Raw genomic sequence first — 21,797 nt, 5'->3', positions numbered from 1 at the left:
AGCGCGGGTCTGGTGCGGATGCTCATGGGCGGCTCCCTTGGGTGCTGGTGTCGAGGGCAGCGAGTTGGAGTCTCGTGGCGAGCGCTTGCAGCGCTTCGGGTTCGTGCGGTGGCACCCGCTCCATCGCGCCGAAGGCGAGATGGTCGGCGATCATCATCGTGCGCACCTCGGCGTCGGGCAGTTCGCCGGTCAGCGGGGCTTCCGGCAGGGTCTGCACCAGCGCGAAGGTGGTGTCGACGATCAGCGGGACCAGCGAGGTCGGCATCGTGGCCGGATCACCGGCGCCGAGCACTTCGCGGGTGCCGCCTGCGCCCTCGGCGACATCCGGTGAGGCGTCGAGCGTCCGGTGGATCGCCAGGTCGGCGGTGTGCCGGACGCGGTCGATCATCCTGGTCCAGTACCGCGCCGAGGACGCGGCCAGCAGCGCGGCGCCGACCTTGCGCCGGTACGGCGACGGCGCGTCGACGACCGAGCACAGGAACGCGGAGGTGGTGATGGTCATGTACGCCATCGCCGCGCGCGCACCGCGACTGGGCGTGCCGGGGCCCAGCCGCGCCAGCAGGGCGAACCCACCGAGCGCGGGCGCCAGCAGCTGGAGCATCACCATCCGCTTCAGTTCTTCGCGGTCGGCGACGCCGTAGATCTCGAACTCGTTGTCGCGCAGGTCGTTCGCCGATTGGGCGATCACCGCGACGCAGCCGGTCAGTTCGCGCAGATCCGCTTCCGAGAGCACGTCCTCGGCGACCAGGGCACACGCGTAGTGGGTGACCCGGCCGAGCACGCCCTCGCTGTAGGCCACGCGCGAGAGCGGTCCGTCGATATTGCGGGCCATCACCCCGGCGACGTCGGTGATCACCTCGCCGACCCGCTTCTGGCCTTCGGCCGACAGCGCCGACAGCAGCGCCCTGATGTCACCGATGCGCTCGGCCAGCAGCCGGTCGACGGCCTCGCTGTCGCGGGCCTCGGCGGTCACCGCAGGCAGGGCGGGTGGCGGCGTGTCGGAGGTGCTGTTGAGGTAGTCGGCCGCGGCCAGCACGGCGCCGCTGGCGACCGCGCGGTCGCTGAGATCCTCGAAGGCGTCGAGCACGCGACACGCGAGCAGCGCGGCGGTCGCCTCCGCGCGCAGGTGCGCGGGCAGGAAACTCACCGAGATGCCGAGGTTGCGGCCCGCGGGGATCAGGGCCAGCCGGGCCAGTTCGTCCGGTGTGGCCGCGGCCCGCAGCGCGGCCATGTCGGGCGCGCGCCGCAGATGCCGCAGCCCGTAGGCCAGCGAGCCGATTCTGGTCTGTCTCATCGGTTGATCACCTGCTGCAAGAGTTCGCGGAGATCGTCGCGGGCCGGCGACGACGGGAAGATGTCCAAGGCCGCGCTCGCGGTCTCGGTGGCCTGCAGCGCGACGGCACGCGCGGCCTGGGTGGCGCCGCTGTCGACCAGTTCGGCCTGCAGGGTCGCGCTGGCGGTCTCGGTCGACAGCCACATCTCCCTGGCGCCGGGACGCACCGCGAGCCACTCGATCACCGGCCAGGTCGGCACCCGCCGGTCCAGGTCGCCGCAGGCGTCCTTGCCCAGTTCGGGACCGCCCTCGATGTCGCGGACGTCATCCATGATCTGGAAGGCCAGCGCGAGCTGGTCGGCGTACTGCATCAGGGCCTGTAGGCGATCGTGATCGGCGCCGCCCGCCGTGCCGCCGTAGGAGCACGAGAGCCGGAACAGCGTGCCGGTCTTCGCGCCGGCCACGAGTTCGTAGTGCCTGCGCAGCGCGGTCGCGTCCACCGCGGGCGGCAGGGTTTCGATGAGCTGGCCGAAGGACAGGTCGGAGAGCCGGTCGGCGTAGGTGACGCCCGGCGCCTCGCCGATGCCGCCGAACACGTTCTGATTCTCGGCCAGGACCTGGGCGACCACCTGCATGGCGGTACCCGCCATGTGGAAGCCGGCCCTGGCGGCGATGCGCACCCCGAACGCGGCGGGCACCGAGGGCGCGCCGCGGCGCAACAGGGACCCGTCACAGATGTCGTCGTGCAGCAGCGAGGACTCGTGCAGCATCTCCATGGCGCAGGCCAGGTCGATCGCGGCGGGTCGCGGGGCGGCCGCGCCGTCGGGCAGCAGTCGCGCGCACGCGAGCACGAGGCGGGCCCGCACGCGTTTGCCTGGCGCGGCCAGAACGTGCCGGTAGATGTCGTCGAAATCGCCACCGGTGATGAGGATTTCCCGCAATCGGTCGGTGACCAGCGGAAGCAGTTCGACCGGGCCCACGGTCCTGACGTCGTCGGCGACGGTGGACGGCGTGCTGACCGACGGTCTGGGCAGGACCGCCACCTGATCACCCGAGTGCTCCGGGTGCACTGCCGGATGAGCATCCTGACGGTGCGCTGAGGGTAGCGCGGGATTGTCCATAGCGCTGAACTCCTTTGGTGATGGTCACGGTGGCGGTGAGGTTCACCCCGACTGGTGCACAGGGGTTCACGGGGGTTCAGGCGGTGGCATCGTCGGCGGTGACTTGTCACAACTACCGGGCCCGAGCTTCCCGATCGTCGGCTACCGACGGGTAGTTTTGTAGAGACCCCGCCGAATTGTCAAGCACTACAACAAGTTCCAGTTCGATATGTCGGAATCGATAGTGCCGCAAAGTAACTCGTGCGCACGAGCGCACCGAAGATGGTGGACGAACCCCGCTCGCCCGATCGGACTTGCGTCGTAAGCGTCAGTGCCCCAACAGATTTCGTGACCCTAGCCCATGCATGGCCGGGAACGTGTTGCGTGAACGTAAAAATCGTGGGCTGACGCGACGCTGCGGCAGAGATGATTCGACGTGACGGCCCCCTTGTAGGGTCACGCCGACTACGAGGCCGGTCCCTGGGATGCCGGGAACGGCCTGACCGGACCGTTCGCCGAGGACATCATCGTCCGGCGAGCGGCCACCGAGGGAGCACGCGAACACTGCTCGTGCGACGACTCTACGACCACACCGTCGATGCCGCGAATCGGGTCGAGCGCTTGGTGAGATCTCGCCGACTCGGGCGACGAACTTTTGGGGCTTTTCCCAAACCGCCCCAGGCCCGGCTCGAGATATGCAGGCGCCCTTGACAATTCACCACCAGATGTCAAAGAGGAACACTCGCGGTTTTCGGATCGATGCGGGCGTCGAGCCCGGGGTAGGATCGAAATCCCTGCTCACACAGGCGCCGTCGGCGCACACCAGGAACGGGGCAGCATGACCGGAGATCAGGTCGGCACCGCCGACGACGACTGGCGCCGCGATCGCGCGGGGACGGCGGCCGCGGGGACGAATCCGACGGCACTGTGCCGTCTCACGACCGGATGGGCCGTGATCGGCGACACCCAGCACCTCCCCGGGTACTGCGTGCTGATCTACGACGGCACGGCCGATCAGCTCACCGATCTGCCACGGCCGCAACGGATCGCGTTCATGACCGACCTCGTCGTGCTGGGCGAGGCGGTCGAACGGGCCTGCCGCGCAGCCGATCCCGCGTTCCGGCGGATCAACTACGAGGTGCTCGGCAACACCTGGACGCACCTGCACGGGCACGTGCACGCGCGGTACGAGTGGGAGCCTGCCGACCTCCGCGCCGGACCGGTGTACCTGTACGGCGCCGAACGCACGGCGCCCGAGCATGCGCTCGACGCCCGGCACGACGACTTGCGCGCGGCGATCACCGCCGCCCTCGGCGAGATTCTCGCCGAGGGGTGATCAGCGGGCCGCGGTACTGCTGCCGAGAACGAGCAGTTCCGGCAGTGGATGGTCGACGATCGGAGCGGACGGGCGGACCGCCGGGCCGCGCCGCAGCACCGAGCAGCGCCGGGCCAGAACGGCGCCGCAGGACAGGATCGTCGTGGTGATCAGATCCTCCGCCAGGGGCAGATCGTCCTCGCGGCAGGCGAAGACCGAGAAGCGCACGGCGCGTGGATCGTGGCGCGGATCCGACTGCAGGACCACCTCGGCCGGGCAGCTCGCCAGCAGCATGATCGCGGCGGCGAACTCGGCGTACGGGTCCGCCGCGCCGATCTCCGCGCCGGCGGCGACCGCGGCGAACAACGCGGGCAGGCTGGGCCGGTCGGGAACTTCCCCCGCGCTCTCGATGCGCGACCACCGGCGCACCGCAGGCTGATCGGCGATATCGGTGCGGGTGCGCCAGCGGCGGCGACCGCACTCGAGCAGTCGCGTCGCGGCCGCCTGCCAGACGACGGCGTCGTCGATCCGGGCGACGATGCGCAAGCGGCGACACTCCTCGACGACGTCCGGGGTACTGATCGGCTCGATCGCGGGGACGACAGCGCCCGCGGTGGGTCGGTACGTCTGCATGGCGATCTCCTACCGCGCTAAGGAACCCAACGAGGGCCGACCGGCCGGACCGCGTCGCCACGCCTGCCGGAACGCCCAGCACGCGGCGAGCACAGCGACCGCGACCACGCCGGCGAGCACCGCCAGCACCACCACCCCCGACCGGCCGACCCCGGCGTAGCGGGCGATCATCGCCGACGCGAGGATCGGTCCCGCGGTGGCGAGCACCGGGATCAACAAGATCAAACCGACGGTCACCAGCGTCGACGGCGACAGCGTGGATTTCACTGCGGAAAAGCTCTGCCGGGCACTCACCCTGTGCGGCCCCGACTGCCGCGCGACTGTAGCCATTTCCGCCCTCCGTTACCCGAATGGAACCCAGCGAGCCATGGGCCACTAAACGTACAGCCCCAATCCGGCATGTCGCGTAGTTCGTCACGAAAGAGTGATAACCCGAAACCGGCCCCCACCCATCTATTTGGCAGATAGCCTGGTCAAGCCCATCTTTGCGATTAGCGGAAGATTTGCTATCGCTCCAGGATATTCAGATCGCATAACAATTCCGGGGACCACCGCGGGGCGAGTCACACCTTTCACCGGACAGTGCGCACACTGCGGAGAATGGCGTGGCGAGTTACCCGCCTGAGCCGAGACCTCTTATTCGGCGTCATTCGCCGCGGAACCGAAGCTGCCCTCCAGCCGGTTGCGTGATCCGGGGTGGATCAACCGGGCCGCGCTGACCAGCCCGCCCGAGGACCAGGTGCGGCGGCGGATCAGCAGACACGGCTCGTCGCGATCGATATCGAGCAGCGCGCACTCCTCGCGACTGGCCCGCACCGCCTCGACGACATGCTCGCCACGGATCAGCGGAGCCACCTCGCTGAGGTAGGTATTCGGCGTGACGGTGGTGAAGTCCTGGGCCAGGTAGTCGGGCGCCTGCGCCGGGTTGACGTAGCGGTCCTCCACCTGGATCGGGATGTCGTCCTCGCGGTGCACCAGCAGCGAGTGGAACACCCTGCCGCTCATGGCGTTCCCGAGCACCGGATGCCGGTCGCCCGCCTCCTCTGCGCGCACGAACACCACCTCGGTGCGATGCCGGTGACCGCGCCGGGAGATCTCGTCGGCGATATTCCTGACCTCGAACAGCGGCGAGGCGGCCTTGGTCGGGGCGACGAAGGTGCCCACGCCCATCACCCGGTTGAGCGCGCCGTCGGCGGTGAGGTCGCGCAGGGCGCGGTTGATCGTCATCCGGGACAGACCCAGCGCGTTGACCAGCTGGTTCTCCGAGGGGATCTGCTCACCCTCGGTCCAGCGGCCACCCTTGATCTGCGCCATGATCAGCTGCTTGACGCGTTCGTACGCCGCGAACTCGGTGCCCAGTTCGCCGTACAGCGCGGCCAGGTCCGCATCGACCACTTCGATCGCCACCACGGTATCCGTTCCCTCAGTTTGCCCAGAGAATACGTTGCGCCCGAACGACACAGCACGCTTGACAGCTACTTGTATATACAGGACTATACCACTAGTCTGGATTCCAGTGACCCAGGACACAGCCGCCATTTCCGAGGAGTGAACCGATGACCGACGCCGCCACCCAGCCCGAACCCGGCCCCCGGCCCGTGTCCGCCCCGCGCGGCTCGCGGCTGCACACGCTGGGCTGGCAGCAGGAGGGCGCCCTGCGGATGCTGATGAACAACCTCGATCCCGAGGTCGCCGAGCGTCCCGACGACCTCGTCGTCTACGGCGGCACCGGTCGCGCGGTCCGCAGCTGGGCGGCCTTCGACGCGATCGTGCGAACCCTCGAGACCCTCGCCGACGACGAGACGCTGCTGGTGCAGTCCGGCAAGCCGGTCGGCGTGTTCCGCACCAACGAGTGGGCGCCGCGCGTGCTGCTCGCCAACTCCAACCTGGTCGGCGACTGGGCGAACTGGGCGGACTTCCGCAAGCTCGAGCAGCTCGGCCTGATGATGTATGGCCAGATGACGGCCGGTTCGTGGATCTACATCGGCAGCCAGGGCATCCTCCAGGGCACCTACGAGACCTTCGGCGCGGTGGCGCGCAAGCGGTTCGGCGGCACCCTGGCAGGCACCATCACCCTCACGGCGGGCGTCGGTGGCATGGGTGGCGCGCAGCCGCTGGCGGTGACGATGAACGAGGGCGTCGCGCTCTGCGTCGACTGCGATCCGGCCCGCATCGATCGGCGCATCGCCCACGGGTACCTCGACACCAAGGCCGAGACCCTCCAGGATGCGCTCGCACTCGCGATCGCGGCCCGTGACGAGCGGCGGGCGCTGTCGATCGGCCTGGTCGGCAACGCGGCCGAGGTGTTCCCGCAGCTACTGGCCATGGACGCGCCGATCGACATCGTGACCGACCAGACCTCGGCCCACGATCCGCTGTCGTACCTGCCGATCGGTGTCGCGCTCGAGGACTGGCACACCCTCGCGGAGAAGGACCCGGAGTGGTTCACCACCGAGGCGCAGGCGTCGATGGCCAAGCACGTCGAGGCGATGGTCGGGTTCCTGGACAAGGGCGCCGAGGTGTTCGACTACGGCAACTCGATTCGCGACGAGGCCCGCAAGGGCGGCTACGACCGGGCCTTCGCGTTCCCCGGCTTCGTACCCGCCTACATCCGGCCGCTGTTCGAGGAGGGCCTCGGTCCGTTCCGCTGGGCCGCGCTGTCGGGCGATCCGAAGGACATCGCCGCCACCGATCGCGCCATCATGGAGCTGTTCCCCGAGAACGAGCACCTGAAGCGCTGGATCACCATGGCCGGGGAGAAGGTGCAGTTCGAGGGCCTGCCCGCGCGAATCTGCTGGCTCGGCTACGGCGAGCGCCACCGCGCCGGCCTGAAGTTCAACGAGATGGTCGCCTCCGGTGAGCTGTCCGCGCCGCTGGCCATCGGCCGCGACCACCTCGACTCCGGCTCGGTGGCCTCCCCCTACCGCGAAACCGAGGCCATGGCCGACGGTTCCGACGCCGTCGCCGACTGGCCGCTGCTCAACGCCCTGCTCAACACCGCCTCCGGCGCCTCCTGGGTCTCGATCCACCACGGCGGCGGCGTCGGCATGGGCCGCTCCATCCACGCCGGCCAGGTGTGCATCGCCGACGGCACGCCGCTGGCCGCCCAGAAGCTCGAGCGGGTGCTCACCAACGACCCGGGCATGGGCGTCATCCGCCACGTCGACGCCGGCTACGAACACGCCGCCGACGTCGCCCGCGAGCGCGGGGTGCGTATTCCGATGCGGGAGAGCTGATCCCGCGCACCGCCGCCCGCACCGTTCCCCGGTGCGGGCGGCGGTGTCGGCTCACTCCGGCTGTGCCGCCCGGAACTTCGCTTCCATCTCCGCGGCGAGGTGCGGCTGATCCGCCTCCATCTTCTGGACGTAGGCGACCGCGTCGCCCACGGTCTTCAGGCTCGCCAGGTCTTCGTCGGGGATCTTGACGTTGTACCTGTCCTCGAGCTGGACCGCGATCTCGACCAGTGAGAGCGAGTCGATCTCCAGTTCTTCGACGAAGGACTTCTCCGGTGTCACCTCCGCGGCGTCGATACCGGTCACCTCCTCGACGATCTCGGCGATGCCTGCGACGATCTCTTCCTGCGTGGTAGCCACGAATCTCCTTGTCCGGTGGGTGATACCGGTACGGTAAAAGCTCCACCGGGGTGGAGGTTCAAGGGATTGTGACGGACGACACAGGCTTGCTGATCGGCATCGGGGAACTGGCCCGCGCCACCGGATTCCCGGTGCGCACGATCCGGTTCTATTGCGACGAGGGCATTCTCGACGCCCGGCGCAGCGCGGGCGGGCATCGGTTGTTCGAGGCCGACGGCGCGACCGAGCGGTTGCTGCTGATCCGGCGACTGCGTGCGTTCGGGCTCGGGTTGGAGTCGATCACGGGGGTGCTGCGCGGGGAACGATCGATCGACGAGGCCGTCGCCGCCGAAAGTGCGCGGGTCGAGGGCGAATTCCGGTCGGTGGCATGGCGGCGGGCCTCGCTGCGGGCGGTCGGGGCGGCCGACCCGGCGCAGCGGGCCGACCGGCTGGCCCTCCTGGCCGCCGCCCAGGACGGCGGTGCGCTCCACGACGATCTCGTGCGGTTCTGGCGGCGGATCCTCGCCCCGATCGACCGGCACGAGGTCGACCGCTATGTGGGCTGGAATGTCCCGGAGCCGCCCGCCGACCCGACCGTCGACGAGGTCGTCGCCTATGCCGAACTGGCCGCCCTCGTGGCCGATCGCACGATGAGCGGCGCGGTGCGACAACACCTCTGGTGGCACGAGCCGGACCTGATCCACGACCCACAGGGCCTGTACGCCGACGTAGCCGAAGCATTGACGGACGTGGTGGCACGGGTCGCGGACGACGTCCGGCCACGACGCGGCAGCGAACTCGACCGTTTCGTCGAGGCCCACGCCGATGCCCGAGGACTCCGCGATTCCCCGGCCTTCCGCGAGCAACTACTGTCCGACACCCCCGACCACCGCATCGACCACTACTGGACACTGACCGCCCAGCTGGTCGGCGACCGGATCACCGTCGGCCGCGCGATCGACTGGGTGCGTGGCGCGCTGATCGACTCGGCGGGCGCGGCGACCTGCTAGGCGTCGAGGGTGATCGGTTCGGCGGGTGGGCCTTTCAGCAGGAGGTCCGCCAGGCGGGTGAGTAGGTCACCGGGGACGACGCGGTCGGGGTTGGCGGCGAGGTCGGCCAGGGTCCACCAGCGGTGGCCGGTGACGGTGGCGCGTTCGACCTCGGTGAAGCCGGAGGTGTCGATGTCGAACGCGGGCACGCGGGCGAGGAAGTAGCGTTCGCGGCAGTCGTAGGTGGTGCCGCCCCAGGTGGCGTAGGCGCGGCGGCGCCAGACTTCGGGACCGACGACGAGGTCGGTGAGGCCGGTTTCCTCGTGTGCCTCTCGGGCCGCGGTCTGCTGCGGTGTCTCGCCGTCTTCGGTGCCGCCGCCGATCGGATACCAGAAGGTGCGGCCGTCGGCTTCGTCGGTGCCGGAGAACAGCAGGAGCCGGTCGTGCTCGTCGAGCAGGACCAGCCGGATGGAGTGCCGGACAGTCGGTTCGCGGCGATCGGTCGTCGGAGGCACGGTGATTCCTGTTCTGTCGACGAGCGGGATCACCTCCAGCATGCCCGATCGCGAGTGGGCTATCGGCTCGCGGCGATCGGGGCGAGGTTCAGGGTCCAGTCCTGGCCGAGGACGTCGTGGCCGAAGCCGGGGTGGGGGTCCTCGGTGGTCAGGGTGAAGCCGGCGGATTCGTAGATGCGGCGGGCCGCGGACTGGGCGTCGGTGGTCCACAAGGTGATTCGCCGGTAGCCGGATTCTCTCGCGAAGGCGATGACCGTGTCGACCAGGTCGGTGCCGAGGCCGAGGCCGCGGGCGGCCGGGGTGACGAGGAGGGTGCGCAGTCTGGCCACTCCCGGCTCGGTGCCGCGCACGCAGAAGACGCAGCCGGCGCGTCGGCCGTCGACCTCGGCGATCCAGGCGGCTTCGACGGCCGGGTCGTGCGCGGTCGCGTAGTCGCCGACGATGCCGGCGACCATGGCCTCGAAGTCGGTGTTCCAGCCGAACTGCTCGGCGTAGATCTCGCCATGAGCCATCACCACCCAGCCCAGGTCGCCCGGCTGGTCGGCCGGGCGGATCAGGACTCGCGCATCGTCGGACATCGGTCACCTCCACGGTTCACTGAAACGACTGTTTCAGTAGCTGTAAGCTACCGCCATGGGCACCGCCGCGACAACCCCCTCCGCCCGCGAGACCGAACTGCTGGAGGCCGCCTACCGGTACGTCCTCGAGCACGGGCTCGCCGACCTCTCCCTGCGCCCGCTCGCGACCGCCATCGGGTCCAGCCCCCGGGTCCTGATGTTCCTGTTCGGCAACAAGGACGGCCTGGTCCGGGCCCTCCTCGCCCGGGCAAGGGCCGACGAGCTGACCTTCCTCGACGCCCTGACCGACCACCCCACTCCCCCGGACCTCGCCGCCGCCGTCGACCAGGTCTGGCGCTGGCTGTCCGCGCCCGAGCACCACCCGCTCCTGCGCCTGTGGACCGAGGCCTACGCCCGCTCCCTGGTCGACCCCGACGGCCCCTGGACCGGCTTCGCCCGCACCACCGTCGACGACTGGCTCGACCTCCTCGCCCGCTTCCAACCCCCGGCCCACCGCGACACCCCCACCGCCCGCACCACCCGTACCCTCGCCCTGGCCGTCCTGCGCGGCGCCCTCCTCGACCTCCTCGCCACCGGCGACGAACCCCGCGCGACCGCCGCCGTCCAGCACCACATCACCACGCTCCGCGGCACTCGCGACTAGCCTCACCGGTCTCACGGGGCCAGTTCGGCGTCACCGCGCCCGGGCAAGGAAGCGGCCGCGAGAAACGTCACGCTCGGTGCCGCGCGGCACCCTGGCCCCACCAACTCGATCCGTCACAGTCACGTCGAGCCAGTTCCCGGCGAATGGGTTCGACGTCGTGGGCACGGATCACTGCGCACCGGAACAGAACTGGGGCCCTGCGAATTCGCAGGGCCCCAGTTCGTGACCGGGTTCAGGCCAGGGGGCCGGTGACGGATTCGGCGGCGGTGAGGAGGGTGCCGGAGGTGGCGAGGTGGTAGGCGGCGTCGATGTCGGGGGCGAGGTAGCGGTCGGGGCCGGGGCCGGGGACCTGGGTGCGGAGGGCGTCGCGGACGGCGGCGGTGGCGGGGGCCGGGGTGAGGGGGGCGCGCAGGTCCAGGGCGCGGGCGGCGGTGAGTGCCTCGATGGCGAGGACGCGGGTGAGGCCGTCGATGGCGCGGCGGAGTTTGCGGGCGGCCGACCAGCCCATGGAGACGTGGTCCTCCTGCATGGCCGAGGACGGGATCGAGTCGACCGAGGCGGGGGCCGCCAGGCGCTTGAGTTCGGAGACGATGGCGGCCTGGGTGTACTGGGCGATCATGTGACCGCTGTCGACGCCGGGATCGTCGGCCAGGAACGGGGGCAGGCCGTGGTTGCGGGCCTTGTCCAGGAAGCGGTCGGTGCGACGCTCGCTGATACTGGCGACATCGGCGACGACGATCGCCAGGAAGTCCAGAACATAGGCGACGGGGGCGCCGTGGAAGTTGCCGTTGGATTCGACGCGGCCGTCGAGGGTGACGACGGGATTGTCCACGGCACTGGCCAATTCGTAGCCGGCGACGCGTTCGGCATGGGCCAGGGTGTCGCGGGCGCCGCCGGCCACCTGCGGGGCGCAGCGCAGCGAGTAGGCGTCCTGGACCACCGTGCAGTCGGGGGTCGCGTGGCTGGCGACGATCGCCGAATCGGCCAGCAGGCGCGTCATATTGGCCGCGGCGACGGCCTGCCCGGGCTGCGGACGCAGCGCCTGGAGGTCGGCGGCGAAGACCTTGTCGGTGCCGAGCAAGCCCTCCACACTCATGGCCGCGGTGACATCGGCCAGGCGCAACAGCTGCCGCAGGTCGTGGCAGGCGAGCACCAGCATGCCGAGCATGCCGTCGGTGCCGTTGATCAGCGCCAGCCCCTCCTTCTCCTCCAGTTCGACCGGCTCGATGCCCGCGGCGGCCAACGCCTCGGCGGCGGGGAGCAATTCGCCGTCGGCGTCGCGCACCGTGCCCTCGCCGAGGACGGCCAGCGCCACGTGCGCCAGCGGCGCGAGATCGCCGGAACAGCCGAGGCTGCCGTACTCGTAGACCACCGGGGTGATCCCCGCCGACAGCAGCGCGGCGTAGGTCTCGGCGACCACCGGACGCACCCCGGTCCGGCCGGTGGCCAGCGTCGACAGGCGCAGCAGCATCAGCGCGCGCACCACCTCCCGCTCCACCTCGGCGCCCGACCCGGCCGCGTGCGAACGGACCAGGCTGCGCTGCAACTGTTTACGCAGCTCGAGCGGGATGTGCCGGACGGCGAGGGCGCCGAAGCCGGTCGACACGCCGTAGACCGGCTTGGGGTCGGCCGCCAGCGCCTCGATCCGCCTGCGGCTCGTGCCGATCGCGGCGAGTGCCTCCGCCGACAGCCGCACCGCGGCGCCGTCCCTGGCGACCCGCACCACGTCCAGGGGCGCCACCGGCCCCGTCCCGACGACGACCGGTTCCACCGCGACCGGTGCGGTCCGGTCCGAGTCGATGCTCACTATGTTTTCTCCATTCCGAACGATGTGCGGGACCAGGTTTCTCAGGCGATATCGGCGACGGGATCCGGCGCCGCGACCGGTTCGGGCACCTCCGGCGCCGGGGCCGGACGGACCCAGAGCCGGTAGGCCACCCACAGCAGGACCAGCCAGACCGCGCCGACGACCAGCGCCACCCGGCTGTCGGCGTCGAAGGCGATCACCGCGATCACGAACACCAGGAAGCCGATGGTGATCAGCTGGCCGTAGGGCCACAGCGGGACCGGGAACTTCAGCGCGGCGACCTCGGCGGCCGACATCCGCTGCCGCGAGCGGTAGTGCGAGAACAGGATCATCAACCAGACGAAGATGGTCGCGAAGGTGGCGATCGAGGCGATCACCAGGAACACCTTGTCCGGGATCAGGTAGTTGAGCAGCACGCCGACCAGCAGGGTGACGGTCATGATGACCACCGTCATCCACGGCACCCCGTTGCGCGAGACCCGCCGCATGACCGCCGGCGCCTGACCGCGCTGGGCCATGCCGTACATCATCCGGCCCGCGCCGAAGATGTCGCTGTTGATGGCCGAGAGCGCCGCGGTGATCACCACGACGTTCAGCACGGCGGCCGCGGGGCCGAGGCCCAGGCTCTGGAAGATCTGCACGAACGGGCTGCCCTCGTCGCCGATGGTCTGCCACGGATTGATCGCCATGATCACCGCGAGGGTGAGGACGTAGAACAGGATGATCCGGACCGGCACCGTGTTGATCGCGCGCGGGATGGTGCGCTGCGGGTCCTCGGCCTCGCCCGCGGTGATGCCGATGATCTCGGTGCCGCCGAAGGCGAACATGACGATCGCGAAGCAGGCGACGAAGCCGCCGAAGCCGGTCGGGAAGAAGCCGCCGTCGGCCCACAGGTTCTGCACGCCGCCGCTGGTGTCGTGGATGCCGAAGCCGAAGATCAGGATGGCGATGCCGCCGGCGATCATGGCCACGATGGCGACGATCTTGACCAGGCTGAACCAGAACTCGACCTCGCCGAACACCTTCACGCTGAGCAGGTTGATCGCGCCGATGAAGAAGATGATCGACAGCACCCAGATCCACCGGGGCACGTCGGGGAACCAGAAGCCCATGTAGACGCCGAACGCGGTGACGTCGGCCAGACACACGATGAGCATCTCGAAGGTGTAGGTCCAGCCGGTCACGAAGCCGGCCAGCGGGCCGAGGTGCTTGCTGGCGTACTCGCCGAACGAACCGGAGACCGGGTTGCTCACCGCCATCTCGCCGAGCGCGCGCAGCACGATGTAGATCGCGGCGCCGCCGATCAGGTAGGCGAGCAGCACCGACGGGCCCGCCCGGTGGATGGCCTCCGCCGAGCCGTAGAACAGGCCGGTGCCGATGGCCGAGCCGAGCGCGATGAAACGGATGTGACGCGCGGTGAGTCCGCGCGTCAGCACAGCAACGGGCTTGTTCAAACCATTCTCCCGGGATCGGAAAGGCGCACGGATCGGGTGATACCCGGCGGATTCGCCTGTGGGGCCGGTCACAACGACCGTTACATGTATAAACCTGTATATACAGCTATGTCAACGCACGGCCGGTCGCCGGGCAGCCTAGCGCTTGACGTACCTGTCTATACAGGCATATACATATCGGACGTGATCCAGCGCACACGCGCCGGTCCCACGCTCGACGGCGTCACCGCAGAAAGACAGGCCGCTATGACCAGCTCCGGCAGTTCCGAGGACCTCCTCACCCCCGAACGCCGCACCATCGACGTCGTCCCCGACAGCGAACGGCACGGCACGCCACGCAGTCAGTTCACCCTCTGGTTCGGGGCGAACATGCAAATCACGGCGGTCGTCGACGGCGCGCTGGCGGTGGTGTTCGGAGCCGACGCGCTGTGGGCGATCGTCGGGCTGCTGCTCGGCAACGTCCTCGGCGGCGTGGTGATGGCGCTGCACTCGGCGCAGGGCCCGCGGATGGGGTTGCCGCAGATGATCTCGAGCCGGGCCCAGTTCGGGGTCAAGGGCGCGGTCGTGCCGCTGGTGCTGGTGATCCTGATGTACCTGGGCTTCGCCGCGACCGGCACGGTGCTGGCCGGGCAGGCGGTGAACAACATGCTGCACGTGGACAATCCGGTGATCGGCATCGTGATCTTCGGCGCGCTGACGGCGTTCGTCGCGGTCACCGGGTATCGGCTGATCCATGTCGTCGGGCGGATCGCGACCGTGATCGGGATCGTCGGCTTCACCTACCTGACGGTGCGGCTGTTCGCGGAGTACCCGGTCGGCGACTTCGTCGGGGTGATCGGCTTCGACATCGTCACCTTCCTGCTCGCCATCTCGCTCGGCGCGGGCTGGCAGCTGACCTTCGGCCCGTACGTCGCCGACTACTCCCGCTACCTGCCGCGCAGCACCAGCGAGCGCACCACCTTCTGGTCGACGTTCCTGGGCAGCGTGCTCGGCTCGCAGTGGGCGATGACCTTCGGCGCGCTGGTGGCCGCGGTCGCGGGCAAGGCCTTCCTCGCCGACCAGGTCGGGTTCCTCGGGCACCTGGCCGGGCCCGCCGTGCTCGCGTTCTGCGTGTACCTGGTGATCGTGGTGGGCAAGCTGACGGTCAACGTGCTCAACGCCTACGGCGGGTTCATGTCCATCCTGACCACCGTCACCGCGTTCGACGGGCGCTCGCAGATCTCCACCCGCGCCCGCACGCTCTACATCGTCGGGTTCGTCGGAGTGTCGATGGTGATCGCGATCGCCGCCAGCGCGGACTTCCTGAACAATTTCAAGAACTTCGTGCTCGTGCTGCTGATGGTGTTCACGCCGTGGAGCGCGATCAACCTGATCGACTACTACCTGATCTCGAAGGAACGGGTCGACCTGCCCGCGCTCTACGACCCGAACGGCCGTTACGGCGCCTGGAACGTGCCCGCGTTGGCCTGCTACGGCCTCGGTGTGGTGGCCCAGATCCCGTTCCTGGCGCAGAAGCTCTACACCGGTCCGATCACGGATCTGCTCGGCGGCGCCGACATCTCCTGGATCGTCGGCATCGTGTTCACCGCGGCGATCTACTACCCGGTCGCGCGCCGCACCGCCCACCCGCCCGCGCGGATGATCTACCCCGCGCACACCGACATGGTCGACACCCGCACCTAGGAGGACTCCCCCAGTGCCCACCACCGCACTGACCGGCATCGGCACCCTGGTCACCAACGACCCCGCCCTGGGTGACGGCCCGCTCGGCCTGCGCCGCGACGCCGCCGTCGTCTTCGACGACGCGACGGTGGTGTGGGTCGGCGACAGCGCCGCCGCGCCCGCCGCCGACACCGGCGTCGACCTCGGCGGGCGCGCCGTGCTCCCCGGCTTCGTCGAGACCCATTCGCACCTGGTGTTCGCGGGCGAGCGCGCCGAGGAGTTCGCGGCCAGGATGGCCGGGCGCCCGTACGGCGCCGGCGGCATCCGCACCACCATCGCGGCCACCCGCGCGGCGACCGACGAGCAGCTCGCCGCGAATGTGGCGCGGCTGATGGACGAGTCGCTGCGCGCGGGCAGCACCACGGTCGAATGCAAGAGCGGCTACGGCCAGACCGTGGCCGACGAACTGCGCAGCGTGCGGATCGCGGGCCGGTTCACCGACGAGGTGACCCTGCTCGCCGCGCACGTGCCGCCGCCGGAGTACGCCGGTCGCGCCGACGACTACGTCGCGATGGTGTGCGCCGAGATGATCCCGGCGTGCGCGCCGCACGCCCGGTGGATCGATGTGTTCTGCGAGCAGGGCGCGTTCGACCGCGACCAGGCGCACGCCGTGCTCTCGGCGGGCATCGCGCACGGCCTGGTGCCGCGGGTGCACGGCAACCAGCTGCACCAGGGTCCCGGTGTGCGGCTGGCGGTGGAACTCGGTGCCGCGTCGGTGGATCACGTGACGCATGTGACCGCCGCCGACATCGACGCCCTGGCGGGCAGCGAGACCGTGGCCACGCTGCTGCCCGGCGCCGACTTCTGCACCCGCAACAGCTATCCCGACGCGCGGGCCCTGCTCGACGCGGGCGTCACCGTGGCGCTGGGCGCGGACTGCAATCCCGGCACGAGCTACACGACGAGCCTGCCGTTCTGTATCGCGCTGGCTGTGCGTGACCTGCGCATGACGCCCGACGAAGCCGTCTGGGCGGCGACCGCGGGCGGCGCGCGTGCGTTGCGCCGCACCGATATCGGCGCGCTGACGCCCGGTGCGCGCGCCGACGCGATCGCGCTGGACGCGCCCTCCCACCTGCACCTGGCCTATCGCCCCGGTGTCCCGCTGATCGACCGGGTGTGGCGCGCGGGCGCGCTCGCCGCGACGAAATGAGGTCTGCCCGATGACATCCGCATGGACCGGCCGGATCGACGGCGCCACACCCGAGCACCTGCGCTGGCATCAGGCCGTGGCACCCTACGCGCCGGGCGCCGATCCCGGCGCGTGCGTGTTCGTCGGCTTCGCCAGTGACGAAGGGGTGCGGCGCAACAAGGGCAGAACGGGCGCGGCCCGGGGCCCGGAGGCATTGCGCCGCGCGCTGTCGCCGATGGCGCTCGGCGCACCCCTGCGCGCCTACGACGCGGGCACCGTCGCGGTCACCGACGGCCGGCTCGAAGACGGCCAGCGCCTGCTCGGTGCGACGGTGTCGGACCTGCTGGACGCCGGTGCCTTCCCGATCGTGCTCGGCGGCGGGCACGAAGTCGCCTACGGTACCTATCTCGGCGTGGCGGGCGCGGCCCGGCGCACACCCGGCACCGTCGTCGGAATCCTCAACCTGGACGCGCATTTCGACCTGCGCCCCGATCCCGTGCCCAGCTCGGGGACGCCGTTCCGGCAGATCCTCGACCAGGATCCCGACGTGCGGTACGCGGTGCTCGGGATCAGTCAGCCCAGCAACACCACGATCCTGTTCGACACCGCCGATCGGTTCGGCGTGCGGTATCTGCTCGACGACGACTGCGCGCCGGACCGCGCCGCCGCGTTCGTGGCGGAGTTCCTGGCGGGGATCGATCTGCTCTACCTGACCATCGATCTCGACGTCCTGCCCGCCGCGGTCGCGCCGGGAGTCAGCGCCCCCGCCGCGTTCGGCGTGCCGCTGCCGACGATCCAGGCCGTCTGCGACCAGGTCACCGCCAGTGGCAAACTCGCCGTCGTCGATGTCGCCGAACTCAATCCGGACCTCGACATCGACCAGCGCACCGCGCGGACCGCGGCCCGGCTGCTGCACCGTCTGGTCACCCGGCACGTCCGTGGCTGAGATCGACGGTCTTGCACATTAAGGCTTGCCTACCCTAAAGTCTGCCGCGATCCGGTTCGCAACCTTCGCATCTCGGCGGTGGTGACGACCGCGCCGTCGTCCCGCACCCGCCCGCCGACCGATCCGCATGCACCACAGCGTCTTCCGCCTGCCCGACGGCCAGGCGCGCTCGGTCGTGCGCGATGAGGAATGCCCACCGTGTCCACTCCCGCTCTGCGCAGTCCGGCGCTGCGCAATCTCGCGCTCTTCGCGCTCGGTGCCGCCGCGCTGGCGCTGTGCGTCGTGCTGAGCCTCGCGCTCGGCTCGCGGTCGGTGCCCGTCGGCACCGTCGTCGACGCGATCCTCGGCCACGGCACCGATCGCGACGCGGCGGTGGTCACCGGAATGCGGTGGCCGCGAACGGTGGTCGGACTGGTGGTCGGGGCGGCGCTGGGACTGGCGGGCGCCATCGTGCAGGGAGTCAGCCGCAACCCGCTGGCCGCGCCGACGACGCTCGGCATCAACGCGGGCGCGGCGCTCGCGGTGGTCACCGCCATCTACGCGCTGGGCCTGAGCCAGCCGGGACAGTACGTCTGGTTCGCCTTCGCCGGTGCCGCCGCCGCGGCGGCGACCACCCTCGCGCTCGGCCGCCGGGCCGGTGACCTGGACCCGATCCGGCTGGTGCTGGGCGGCACCGTCGTGCAGCTGGTGCTGGCCTCGTGGACCTCGGCGGTCCTGCTCTTCAGCGAGCGCACCCTCGACGAGGCCCGGTTCTGGCTGGTCGGTTCGATCGCGGGACGCGAACTGTCGGTACTGGTTCCGCTGCTGCCACTGTTCGCGGTCGGCGCCGTCGTCGGGCTGGCGATCACCACCGGGCTCAACGCGCTGGCCCTCGGCGACGAGGCGGCCGAGGCGCTGGGCGTGCCCGTCACCCGCATCCGGGTCGCGGGCATGGTCGCGGTGGTCCTGCTGGCCGGTACCGCGGTGGCGGTGGCCGGGCCGATCGCGTTCGTCGGGCTCGCCGCGCCGCACCTGGTGCGCCTGGTCGCGGGCACCGATCACCGGGTGCTGGTGCCCGGCTGCCTGCTGGCCGGGCCGTTGTTGCTGCTGAGCGCCGACATCGTCGGCCGGATGATCATGCGCCCGACCGAGGTCGAAGTCGGCATCGTCACGGCGTTCCTCGGCGCCCCGCTGCTGGCGGTGCTCGCGACGCGGAAGGTGCGCCGATGACCACCCTGATGACCTCGACGACCGCGCGGGTCCGGCTGCTCGCCGTGGTCCTGGCCGTCGCGCTGCTCGCGCTCGTGACCATCGCGCTGGCCACCGGCGAGGTGCCGATGGACGCGATCACCGCCCTGCGGGCCGCGGTCGGCCTCGGCGATCGCGGTGACGTCTACGTGGTGCAGGAGTTCCGGGCGCCCCGGATCGCGGCCGGGGTCGTCGCGGGCGCCGGCCTGGCCGTCGCGGGCGGCGTGCTGCAACGACTGTTCCGCAATCCGCTCGCCTCCCCCGACGTGATCGGCGTGACCGGTAGCGCCTCGCTCGGCGCGGTGGTCGTGCTGGCCGCCGGCGCGAGCCAGTACTCGATTCCGCTCGCCGCGCTGGCGGGCGGCATGGTGGCCGCGGTCGCCCTCGGCGCGATCGGCTGGCGCTCACAGCTGTCCACGGCCCGGCTGGTGCTGGTCGGCCTGGCGATCCAGGCCGGGCTCGCCGCCGCGGTGAATCTGGTGATCGTGCGCTTCCCCAGGGAACTGGCGGGTTCGGCGATGCACTGGACCGCCGGGTCGCTCTACGGCCGGACCTGGCCGGAGGTCACCGGCGCTGCCCTCGGCTCCGTCGTCGTGCTGGTCGCGCTGGTCGTGCAGTACCGCACCCTGGCGGTGCTCGATCTCGGGGACGACTCGGCGGGCGGACTCGGGGTCGGCGTCTCCGGCGCGCGGCTGCGGCTGCTGTGCACCGCCGTGGCGCTGGCCGCGCTGGCGGTGGCCATCTCCGGGCCGATCGTGTTCGTCGCGCTGGCGGTCCCGCAGCTGGTGCGGCTGCTGTGCGGGCCGCCGACGGCGGCGACCCTCGCCGTCACCGGACTGGCGGGCGCGACCCTGCTCACCGCCGCCGACTTCGTCGCGCAGAACCTGCTGCCGGTGCGGGGACTGCCGGTCGGCGTCGTCACCACGACCGTCGGCGCACCGTGGCTGCTGTGGCTGCTCGTGCGCGACAGCAACCCGGCGAATCGGAGGAACGCATGACCGAGCGACCGAGCAACGAACTCGCCACCCGCGCACTGGCGCTGCGCTACGGCGAGCGCACCGTGATCGACGGGCTCGACCTGGTGCTGCCCGGACACGCCGTCACCGCGATCGTCGGCCCCAACGCCTGCGGCAAGTCGACGCTGCTGCGCGGCCTGACCCGGTTGCTGCGTCCGGCGGGCGGCACCGTCACCCTCGACGGTGCCGATATCCACCGGATGTCCGCGCGCACCCTGGCCCTGCGGCTTGGCCTGCTCCCCCAGCAGCCGATCACCCCCGAGGCGATCACCGTCGAAGCGCTGGTACGCCTGGGCCGGTATCCGCACCAGAAGATGCTGCGGCCCTGGTCGGCGAGTGATCAGGCGGCGGTCGAGGAGGCCATGGCGCGCACCGGCACCACGGCGCTGCGCGACCTGCCCGTCGACCAGCTCTCCGGCGGCCAGCGCCAGCGGGCCTGGATCGCCCTGGCACTCGCCCAGGACACCGATCTGCTGCTGCTCGACGAGCCGACCACCTTCCTGGATCTGCGCCATCAACTCGACGTGCTCGATCTGGTCGCCGACCTCAACGCCGACGCGGGCCGCACGGTGATCATGGTGCTGCACGATCTCGGCCAGGCCGCCCGCTACGCCGACCACCTGGTGGTCCTGCGCGACGGCGCGCTGGCCGCGGCCGGACCGCCCGCCGAGGTCCTCGACGCCGACCTCGTGCGCACCGTCTTCGACGTCGAGTGCCGGGTGATCCCCGATCCGGAAACCGGGACCCCCCTGGTGGTTCCGCTCGGCCGCGCCGCCCGCGCCCGCGTCTGACCTCCCGCCCCGGCGACCCCGTTCCGGGTCGCCCTGTCCCCCACCAGAAATGAGGACCGTCATGTCCCTTCGACGTCTCCGCGCCCGCGGAGTCCGCCGGGCAGGCACCGTGGCCGCGGGCGCGCTGCTCGCGCTCGGCACGCTCGTCGGCTGCGGCACCGACACCGCCACCACCGGTGGCACGAACACCGCCGCCGACGCCGCGAGCTTCCCGCGCACCCTCGACACCGTCATGGGCCAGGTGACCATCCCGCGGGTCCCGCAGCGCGTGGTCGTCCTCGACACCGCCGAACTCGATTCGACCACGCTGCTCGGCGTGACCCCGGTCGGCGCGGTCATCCCGCACACCAAGACCGCGGGCGGCTTCCCCGACTACCTGAAAGCGGGCCTGGACGGCGTCACCGACGTCGGCCCGCTGCTGGAGCCGAACCTCGAGCGCATCGCCTCGCTGAAGCCCGATCTGATCCTGTCCTCGAAGATCCGGCACGAGAAGATCTACGACAAGCTCAGCGGCATCGCGCCGACGGTGTTCACCGAGACCACCGGCGGCCCGTGGAAGGCCAACCTGGCCGTGCACGGCAAGGCCCTCGGCCTGGACCAGCCCGCCGCCGACGCGCTGCGCAAGTACGAGGCCCGCGCGCGGGCGCTGGGCGCGGCGATCGCCGCGAAGAACAACGGGACCGCGCCGTCGGCCTCGGTGGTCCGCTTCCTGGCCGGTCCGACCCGGCTCTACCTGACGCAGTCGTTCAGCGGTGTCGTGCTGACCGACGTCGGCCTGAACCGCCCGGCCAACCAGGTCTCGACCGACGCCAAGAAGACCATGCTCGAGGTGAGCCCGGAACAGATCGACGGCGCCGACGCCGACCTGATCTTCGTCGCCACCATCGACGATCCGGGCAAGACCCCCAAGAACGCCGTCACCAGCAGCCCCGTGTGGCGCGATCTGGCCGCGGTGAAGAACGGCAAGGTGTTCGAGGTGCCGGACGAGACCTGGATGTCGGGCATCGGCGTGCAGGCGGCCCAGCGGATGCTGGCCGACATCGCCCAGGCGACCGGCGTGCCGCTGCCCGCCGAGTGAGCTCGCCGG

At 70.7% G+C, this 21,797-nt stretch carries 21 protein-coding genes; 11 read left to right on the top strand and 10 right to left on the bottom strand.

The window, feature by feature from the left end; all coding sequences use genetic code 11:
* Positions 1–22: 22 nt before the first annotated feature.
* Both AB0H54_RS13700 and AB0H54_RS13695 read right to left on the bottom strand, forming a co-directional pair.
* Positions 23–1,294 carry a hypothetical protein gene (locus tag AB0H54_RS13700; protein ID WP_357345481.1) on the bottom strand — a complete coding sequence of 424 codons (1,272 nt, stop codon included), beginning with the start codon at positions 1,292–1,294 and terminating at the stop codon, positions 23–25.
* On the bottom strand, positions 1,291–2,316 hold the full coding sequence (locus AB0H54_RS13695; protein ID WP_357345479.1) for a polyprenyl synthetase family protein: 1,026 nt from the start codon (positions 2,314–2,316) through the stop codon (positions 1,291–1,293). The genes AB0H54_RS13700 and AB0H54_RS13695 overlap by 4 nt, the downstream gene beginning before the upstream one ends.
* A gap of 895 nt (positions 2,317–3,211) precedes the next feature.
* Between AB0H54_RS13695 and AB0H54_RS13690 the strand changes: the two genes are divergently transcribed.
* Positions 3,212–3,709 (top strand): diadenosine tetraphosphate hydrolase, encoded by a 498-nt coding sequence (locus AB0H54_RS13690; protein ID WP_357345477.1) that lies wholly within the window; start codon positions 3,212–3,214, stop codon positions 3,707–3,709.
* Here AB0H54_RS13690 and AB0H54_RS13685 read toward each other — a convergent pair whose 3' ends face one another.
* The 3 genes from AB0H54_RS13685 to hutC all read right to left on the bottom strand — a co-directional run bounded on the left by AB0H54_RS13685 (position 3,710) and on the right by hutC (position 5,731).
* Complete coding sequence (locus AB0H54_RS13685) at positions 3,710–4,321, bottom strand: hypothetical protein (RefSeq protein ID WP_357345475.1); 612 nt, start codon at positions 4,319–4,321, stop codon at positions 3,710–3,712.
* A 9-nt stretch (positions 4,322–4,330) separates the two neighbouring features.
* Positions 4,331–4,588 (bottom strand): hypothetical protein, encoded by a 258-nt coding sequence (locus AB0H54_RS13680; RefSeq protein ID WP_355275632.1) that lies wholly within the window; start codon positions 4,586–4,588, stop codon positions 4,331–4,333.
* Between the two features lie 369 nt (positions 4,589–4,957).
* On the bottom strand, positions 4,958–5,731 hold the full coding sequence (hutC, locus tag AB0H54_RS13675; RefSeq protein ID WP_357345473.1) for a histidine utilization repressor: 774 nt from the start codon (positions 5,729–5,731) through the stop codon (positions 4,958–4,960).
* Between the two features lie 146 nt (positions 5,732–5,877).
* Here hutC and hutU point away from each other — a divergent pair, with 146 nt between their 5' ends.
* Positions 5,878–7,557, top strand: a complete 1,680-nt coding sequence (gene hutU / locus AB0H54_RS13670; RefSeq protein WP_357345471.1) for a urocanate hydratase — start codon at positions 5,878–5,880, stop codon at positions 7,555–7,557.
* A 51-nt stretch (positions 7,558–7,608) separates the two neighbouring features.
* Here the strand turns inward: hutU and acpM are convergent, their stop codons facing one another.
* On the bottom strand, positions 7,609–7,914 hold the full coding sequence (gene acpM, locus AB0H54_RS13665) for a meromycolate extension acyl carrier protein AcpM (RefSeq protein WP_357345469.1): 306 nt from the start codon (positions 7,912–7,914) through the stop codon (positions 7,609–7,611).
* Between the two features lie 68 nt (positions 7,915–7,982).
* Between acpM and AB0H54_RS13660 the strand changes: the two genes are divergently transcribed.
* Positions 7,983–8,903 carry a MerR family transcriptional regulator gene (locus AB0H54_RS13660; RefSeq protein ID WP_357345467.1) on the top strand — a complete coding sequence of 307 codons (921 nt, stop codon included), beginning with the start codon at positions 7,983–7,985 and terminating at the stop codon, positions 8,901–8,903.
* On the opposite strand, the gene AB0H54_RS13655 is transcribed toward AB0H54_RS13660, so the two are convergent.
* Positions 8,900–9,397, bottom strand: a complete 498-nt coding sequence (locus AB0H54_RS13655) for an NUDIX domain-containing protein (protein WP_357345465.1) — start codon at positions 9,395–9,397, stop codon at positions 8,900–8,902. The two genes, AB0H54_RS13660 and AB0H54_RS13655, sit on opposite strands and share 4 nt — an antisense overlap.
* A gap of 59 nt (positions 9,398–9,456) precedes the next feature.
* Entirely contained in the window at positions 9,457–9,975 is a 519-nt protein-coding gene (locus tag AB0H54_RS13650; protein WP_357345463.1) for a GNAT family N-acetyltransferase, read from the bottom strand.
* Between the two features lie 55 nt (positions 9,976–10,030).
* On the opposite strand from AB0H54_RS13650, the gene AB0H54_RS13645 reads away from it, so the two are divergent.
* Positions 10,031–10,618, top strand: a complete 588-nt coding sequence (locus AB0H54_RS13645) for a TetR/AcrR family transcriptional regulator (protein WP_357345461.1) — start codon at positions 10,031–10,033, stop codon at positions 10,616–10,618.
* 232 nt (positions 10,619–10,850) lie between these two features.
* Here AB0H54_RS13645 and hutH read toward each other — a convergent pair whose 3' ends face one another.
* Both hutH and AB0H54_RS13635 read right to left on the bottom strand, forming a co-directional pair.
* Positions 10,851–12,425, bottom strand: coding sequence for a histidine ammonia-lyase (gene hutH, locus AB0H54_RS13640; RefSeq protein ID WP_357345459.1), 1,575 nt, complete (start codon positions 12,423–12,425; stop codon positions 10,851–10,853).
* A gap of 41 nt (positions 12,426–12,466) precedes the next feature.
* Positions 12,467–13,879 (bottom strand): amino acid permease, encoded by a 1,413-nt coding sequence (locus AB0H54_RS13635; RefSeq protein WP_357345457.1) that lies wholly within the window; start codon positions 13,877–13,879, stop codon positions 12,467–12,469.
* 246 nt (positions 13,880–14,125) lie between these two features.
* Between AB0H54_RS13635 and AB0H54_RS13630 the strand changes: the two genes are divergently transcribed.
* From AB0H54_RS13630 to AB0H54_RS13600, 7 genes are all read left to right on the top strand, one after another.
* On the top strand, positions 14,126–15,562 hold the full coding sequence (locus tag AB0H54_RS13630) for a cytosine permease (protein ID WP_357345747.1): 1,437 nt from the start codon (positions 14,126–14,128) through the stop codon (positions 15,560–15,562).
* 13 nt (positions 15,563–15,575) lie between these two features.
* Complete coding sequence (gene hutI, locus AB0H54_RS13625) at positions 15,576–16,751, top strand: imidazolonepropionase (protein WP_357345456.1); 1,176 nt, start codon at positions 15,576–15,578, stop codon at positions 16,749–16,751.
* Between the two features lie 10 nt (positions 16,752–16,761).
* Complete coding sequence (gene hutG / locus AB0H54_RS13620; RefSeq protein ID WP_357345454.1) at positions 16,762–17,676, top strand: formimidoylglutamase; 915 nt, start codon at positions 16,762–16,764, stop codon at positions 17,674–17,676.
* A 198-nt stretch (positions 17,677–17,874) separates the two neighbouring features.
* A complete protein-coding gene (locus AB0H54_RS13615; protein ID WP_357345452.1) occupies positions 17,875–18,885 on the top strand; it encodes an iron ABC transporter permease in 1,011 nt (336 codons plus the stop codon).
* Positions 18,882–19,901, top strand: coding sequence for an iron ABC transporter permease (locus AB0H54_RS13610; protein ID WP_357345450.1), 1,020 nt, complete (start codon positions 18,882–18,884; stop codon positions 19,899–19,901). Before AB0H54_RS13615 ends, AB0H54_RS13610 begins: the two co-directional genes overlap by 4 nt.
* A complete protein-coding gene (locus AB0H54_RS13605; RefSeq protein ID WP_357345448.1) occupies positions 19,898–20,710 on the top strand; it encodes an ABC transporter ATP-binding protein in 813 nt (270 codons plus the stop codon). Before AB0H54_RS13610 ends, AB0H54_RS13605 begins: the two co-directional genes overlap by 4 nt.
* A gap of 61 nt (positions 20,711–20,771) precedes the next feature.
* Positions 20,772–21,788, top strand: a complete 1,017-nt coding sequence (locus AB0H54_RS13600; RefSeq protein ID WP_357345446.1) for an iron-siderophore ABC transporter substrate-binding protein — start codon at positions 20,772–20,774, stop codon at positions 21,786–21,788.
* The last annotated feature ends 9 nt before the right edge of the window (positions 21,789–21,797 follow it).

Source organism: Nocardia sp. NPDC050718, from assembly GCF_040654235.1.
In the GTDB taxonomy this organism is placed as follows: Bacteria; Actinomycetota; Actinomycetes; order Mycobacteriales; family Mycobacteriaceae; genus Nocardia.
This window is presented reverse-complemented; position numbering and strand designations above follow the sequence as displayed.

Excerpts from the sequence above, each read along its gene's own strand:
- AB0H54_RS13690 (WP_357345477.1), top strand. The coding sequence starts at position 3,212 with ATGACCGGAGATCAGGTCGGCACCGCCGACGACGACTGGCGCCGCGAT.
- AB0H54_RS13605 (WP_357345448.1), top strand. The coding sequence starts at position 19,898 with ATGACCGAGCGACCGAGCAACGAACTCGCCACCCGCGCACTGGCGCTG.
- hutU (WP_357345471.1), top strand. The coding sequence starts at position 5,878 with ATGACCGACGCCGCCACCCAGCCCGAACCCGGCCCCCGGCCCGTGTCC.
- hutG (WP_357345454.1), top strand. The coding sequence starts at position 16,762 with ATGACATCCGCATGGACCGGCCGGATCGACGGCGCCACACCCGAGCAC.
- AB0H54_RS13630 (WP_357345747.1), top strand. The coding sequence starts at position 14,126 with ATGACCAGCTCCGGCAGTTCCGAGGACCTCCTCACCCCCGAACGCCGC.
- AB0H54_RS13685 (WP_357345475.1), bottom strand. The coding sequence starts at position 4,321 with ATGCAGACGTACCGACCCACCGCGGGCGCTGTCGTCCCCGCGATCGAG.
- AB0H54_RS13645 (WP_357345461.1), top strand. The coding sequence starts at position 10,031 with ATGGGCACCGCCGCGACAACCCCCTCCGCCCGCGAGACCGAACTGCTG.
- AB0H54_RS13650 (WP_357345463.1), bottom strand. The coding sequence starts at position 9,975 with ATGTCCGACGATGCGCGAGTCCTGATCCGCCCGGCCGACCAGCCGGGC.
- AB0H54_RS13700 (WP_357345481.1), bottom strand. The coding sequence starts at position 1,294 with ATGAGACAGACCAGAATCGGCTCGCTGGCCTACGGGCTGCGGCATCTG.
- AB0H54_RS13600 (WP_357345446.1), top strand. The coding sequence starts at position 20,772 with ATGTCCCTTCGACGTCTCCGCGCCCGCGGAGTCCGCCGGGCAGGCACC.
- AB0H54_RS13610 (WP_357345450.1), top strand. The coding sequence starts at position 18,882 with ATGACCACCCTGATGACCTCGACGACCGCGCGGGTCCGGCTGCTCGCC.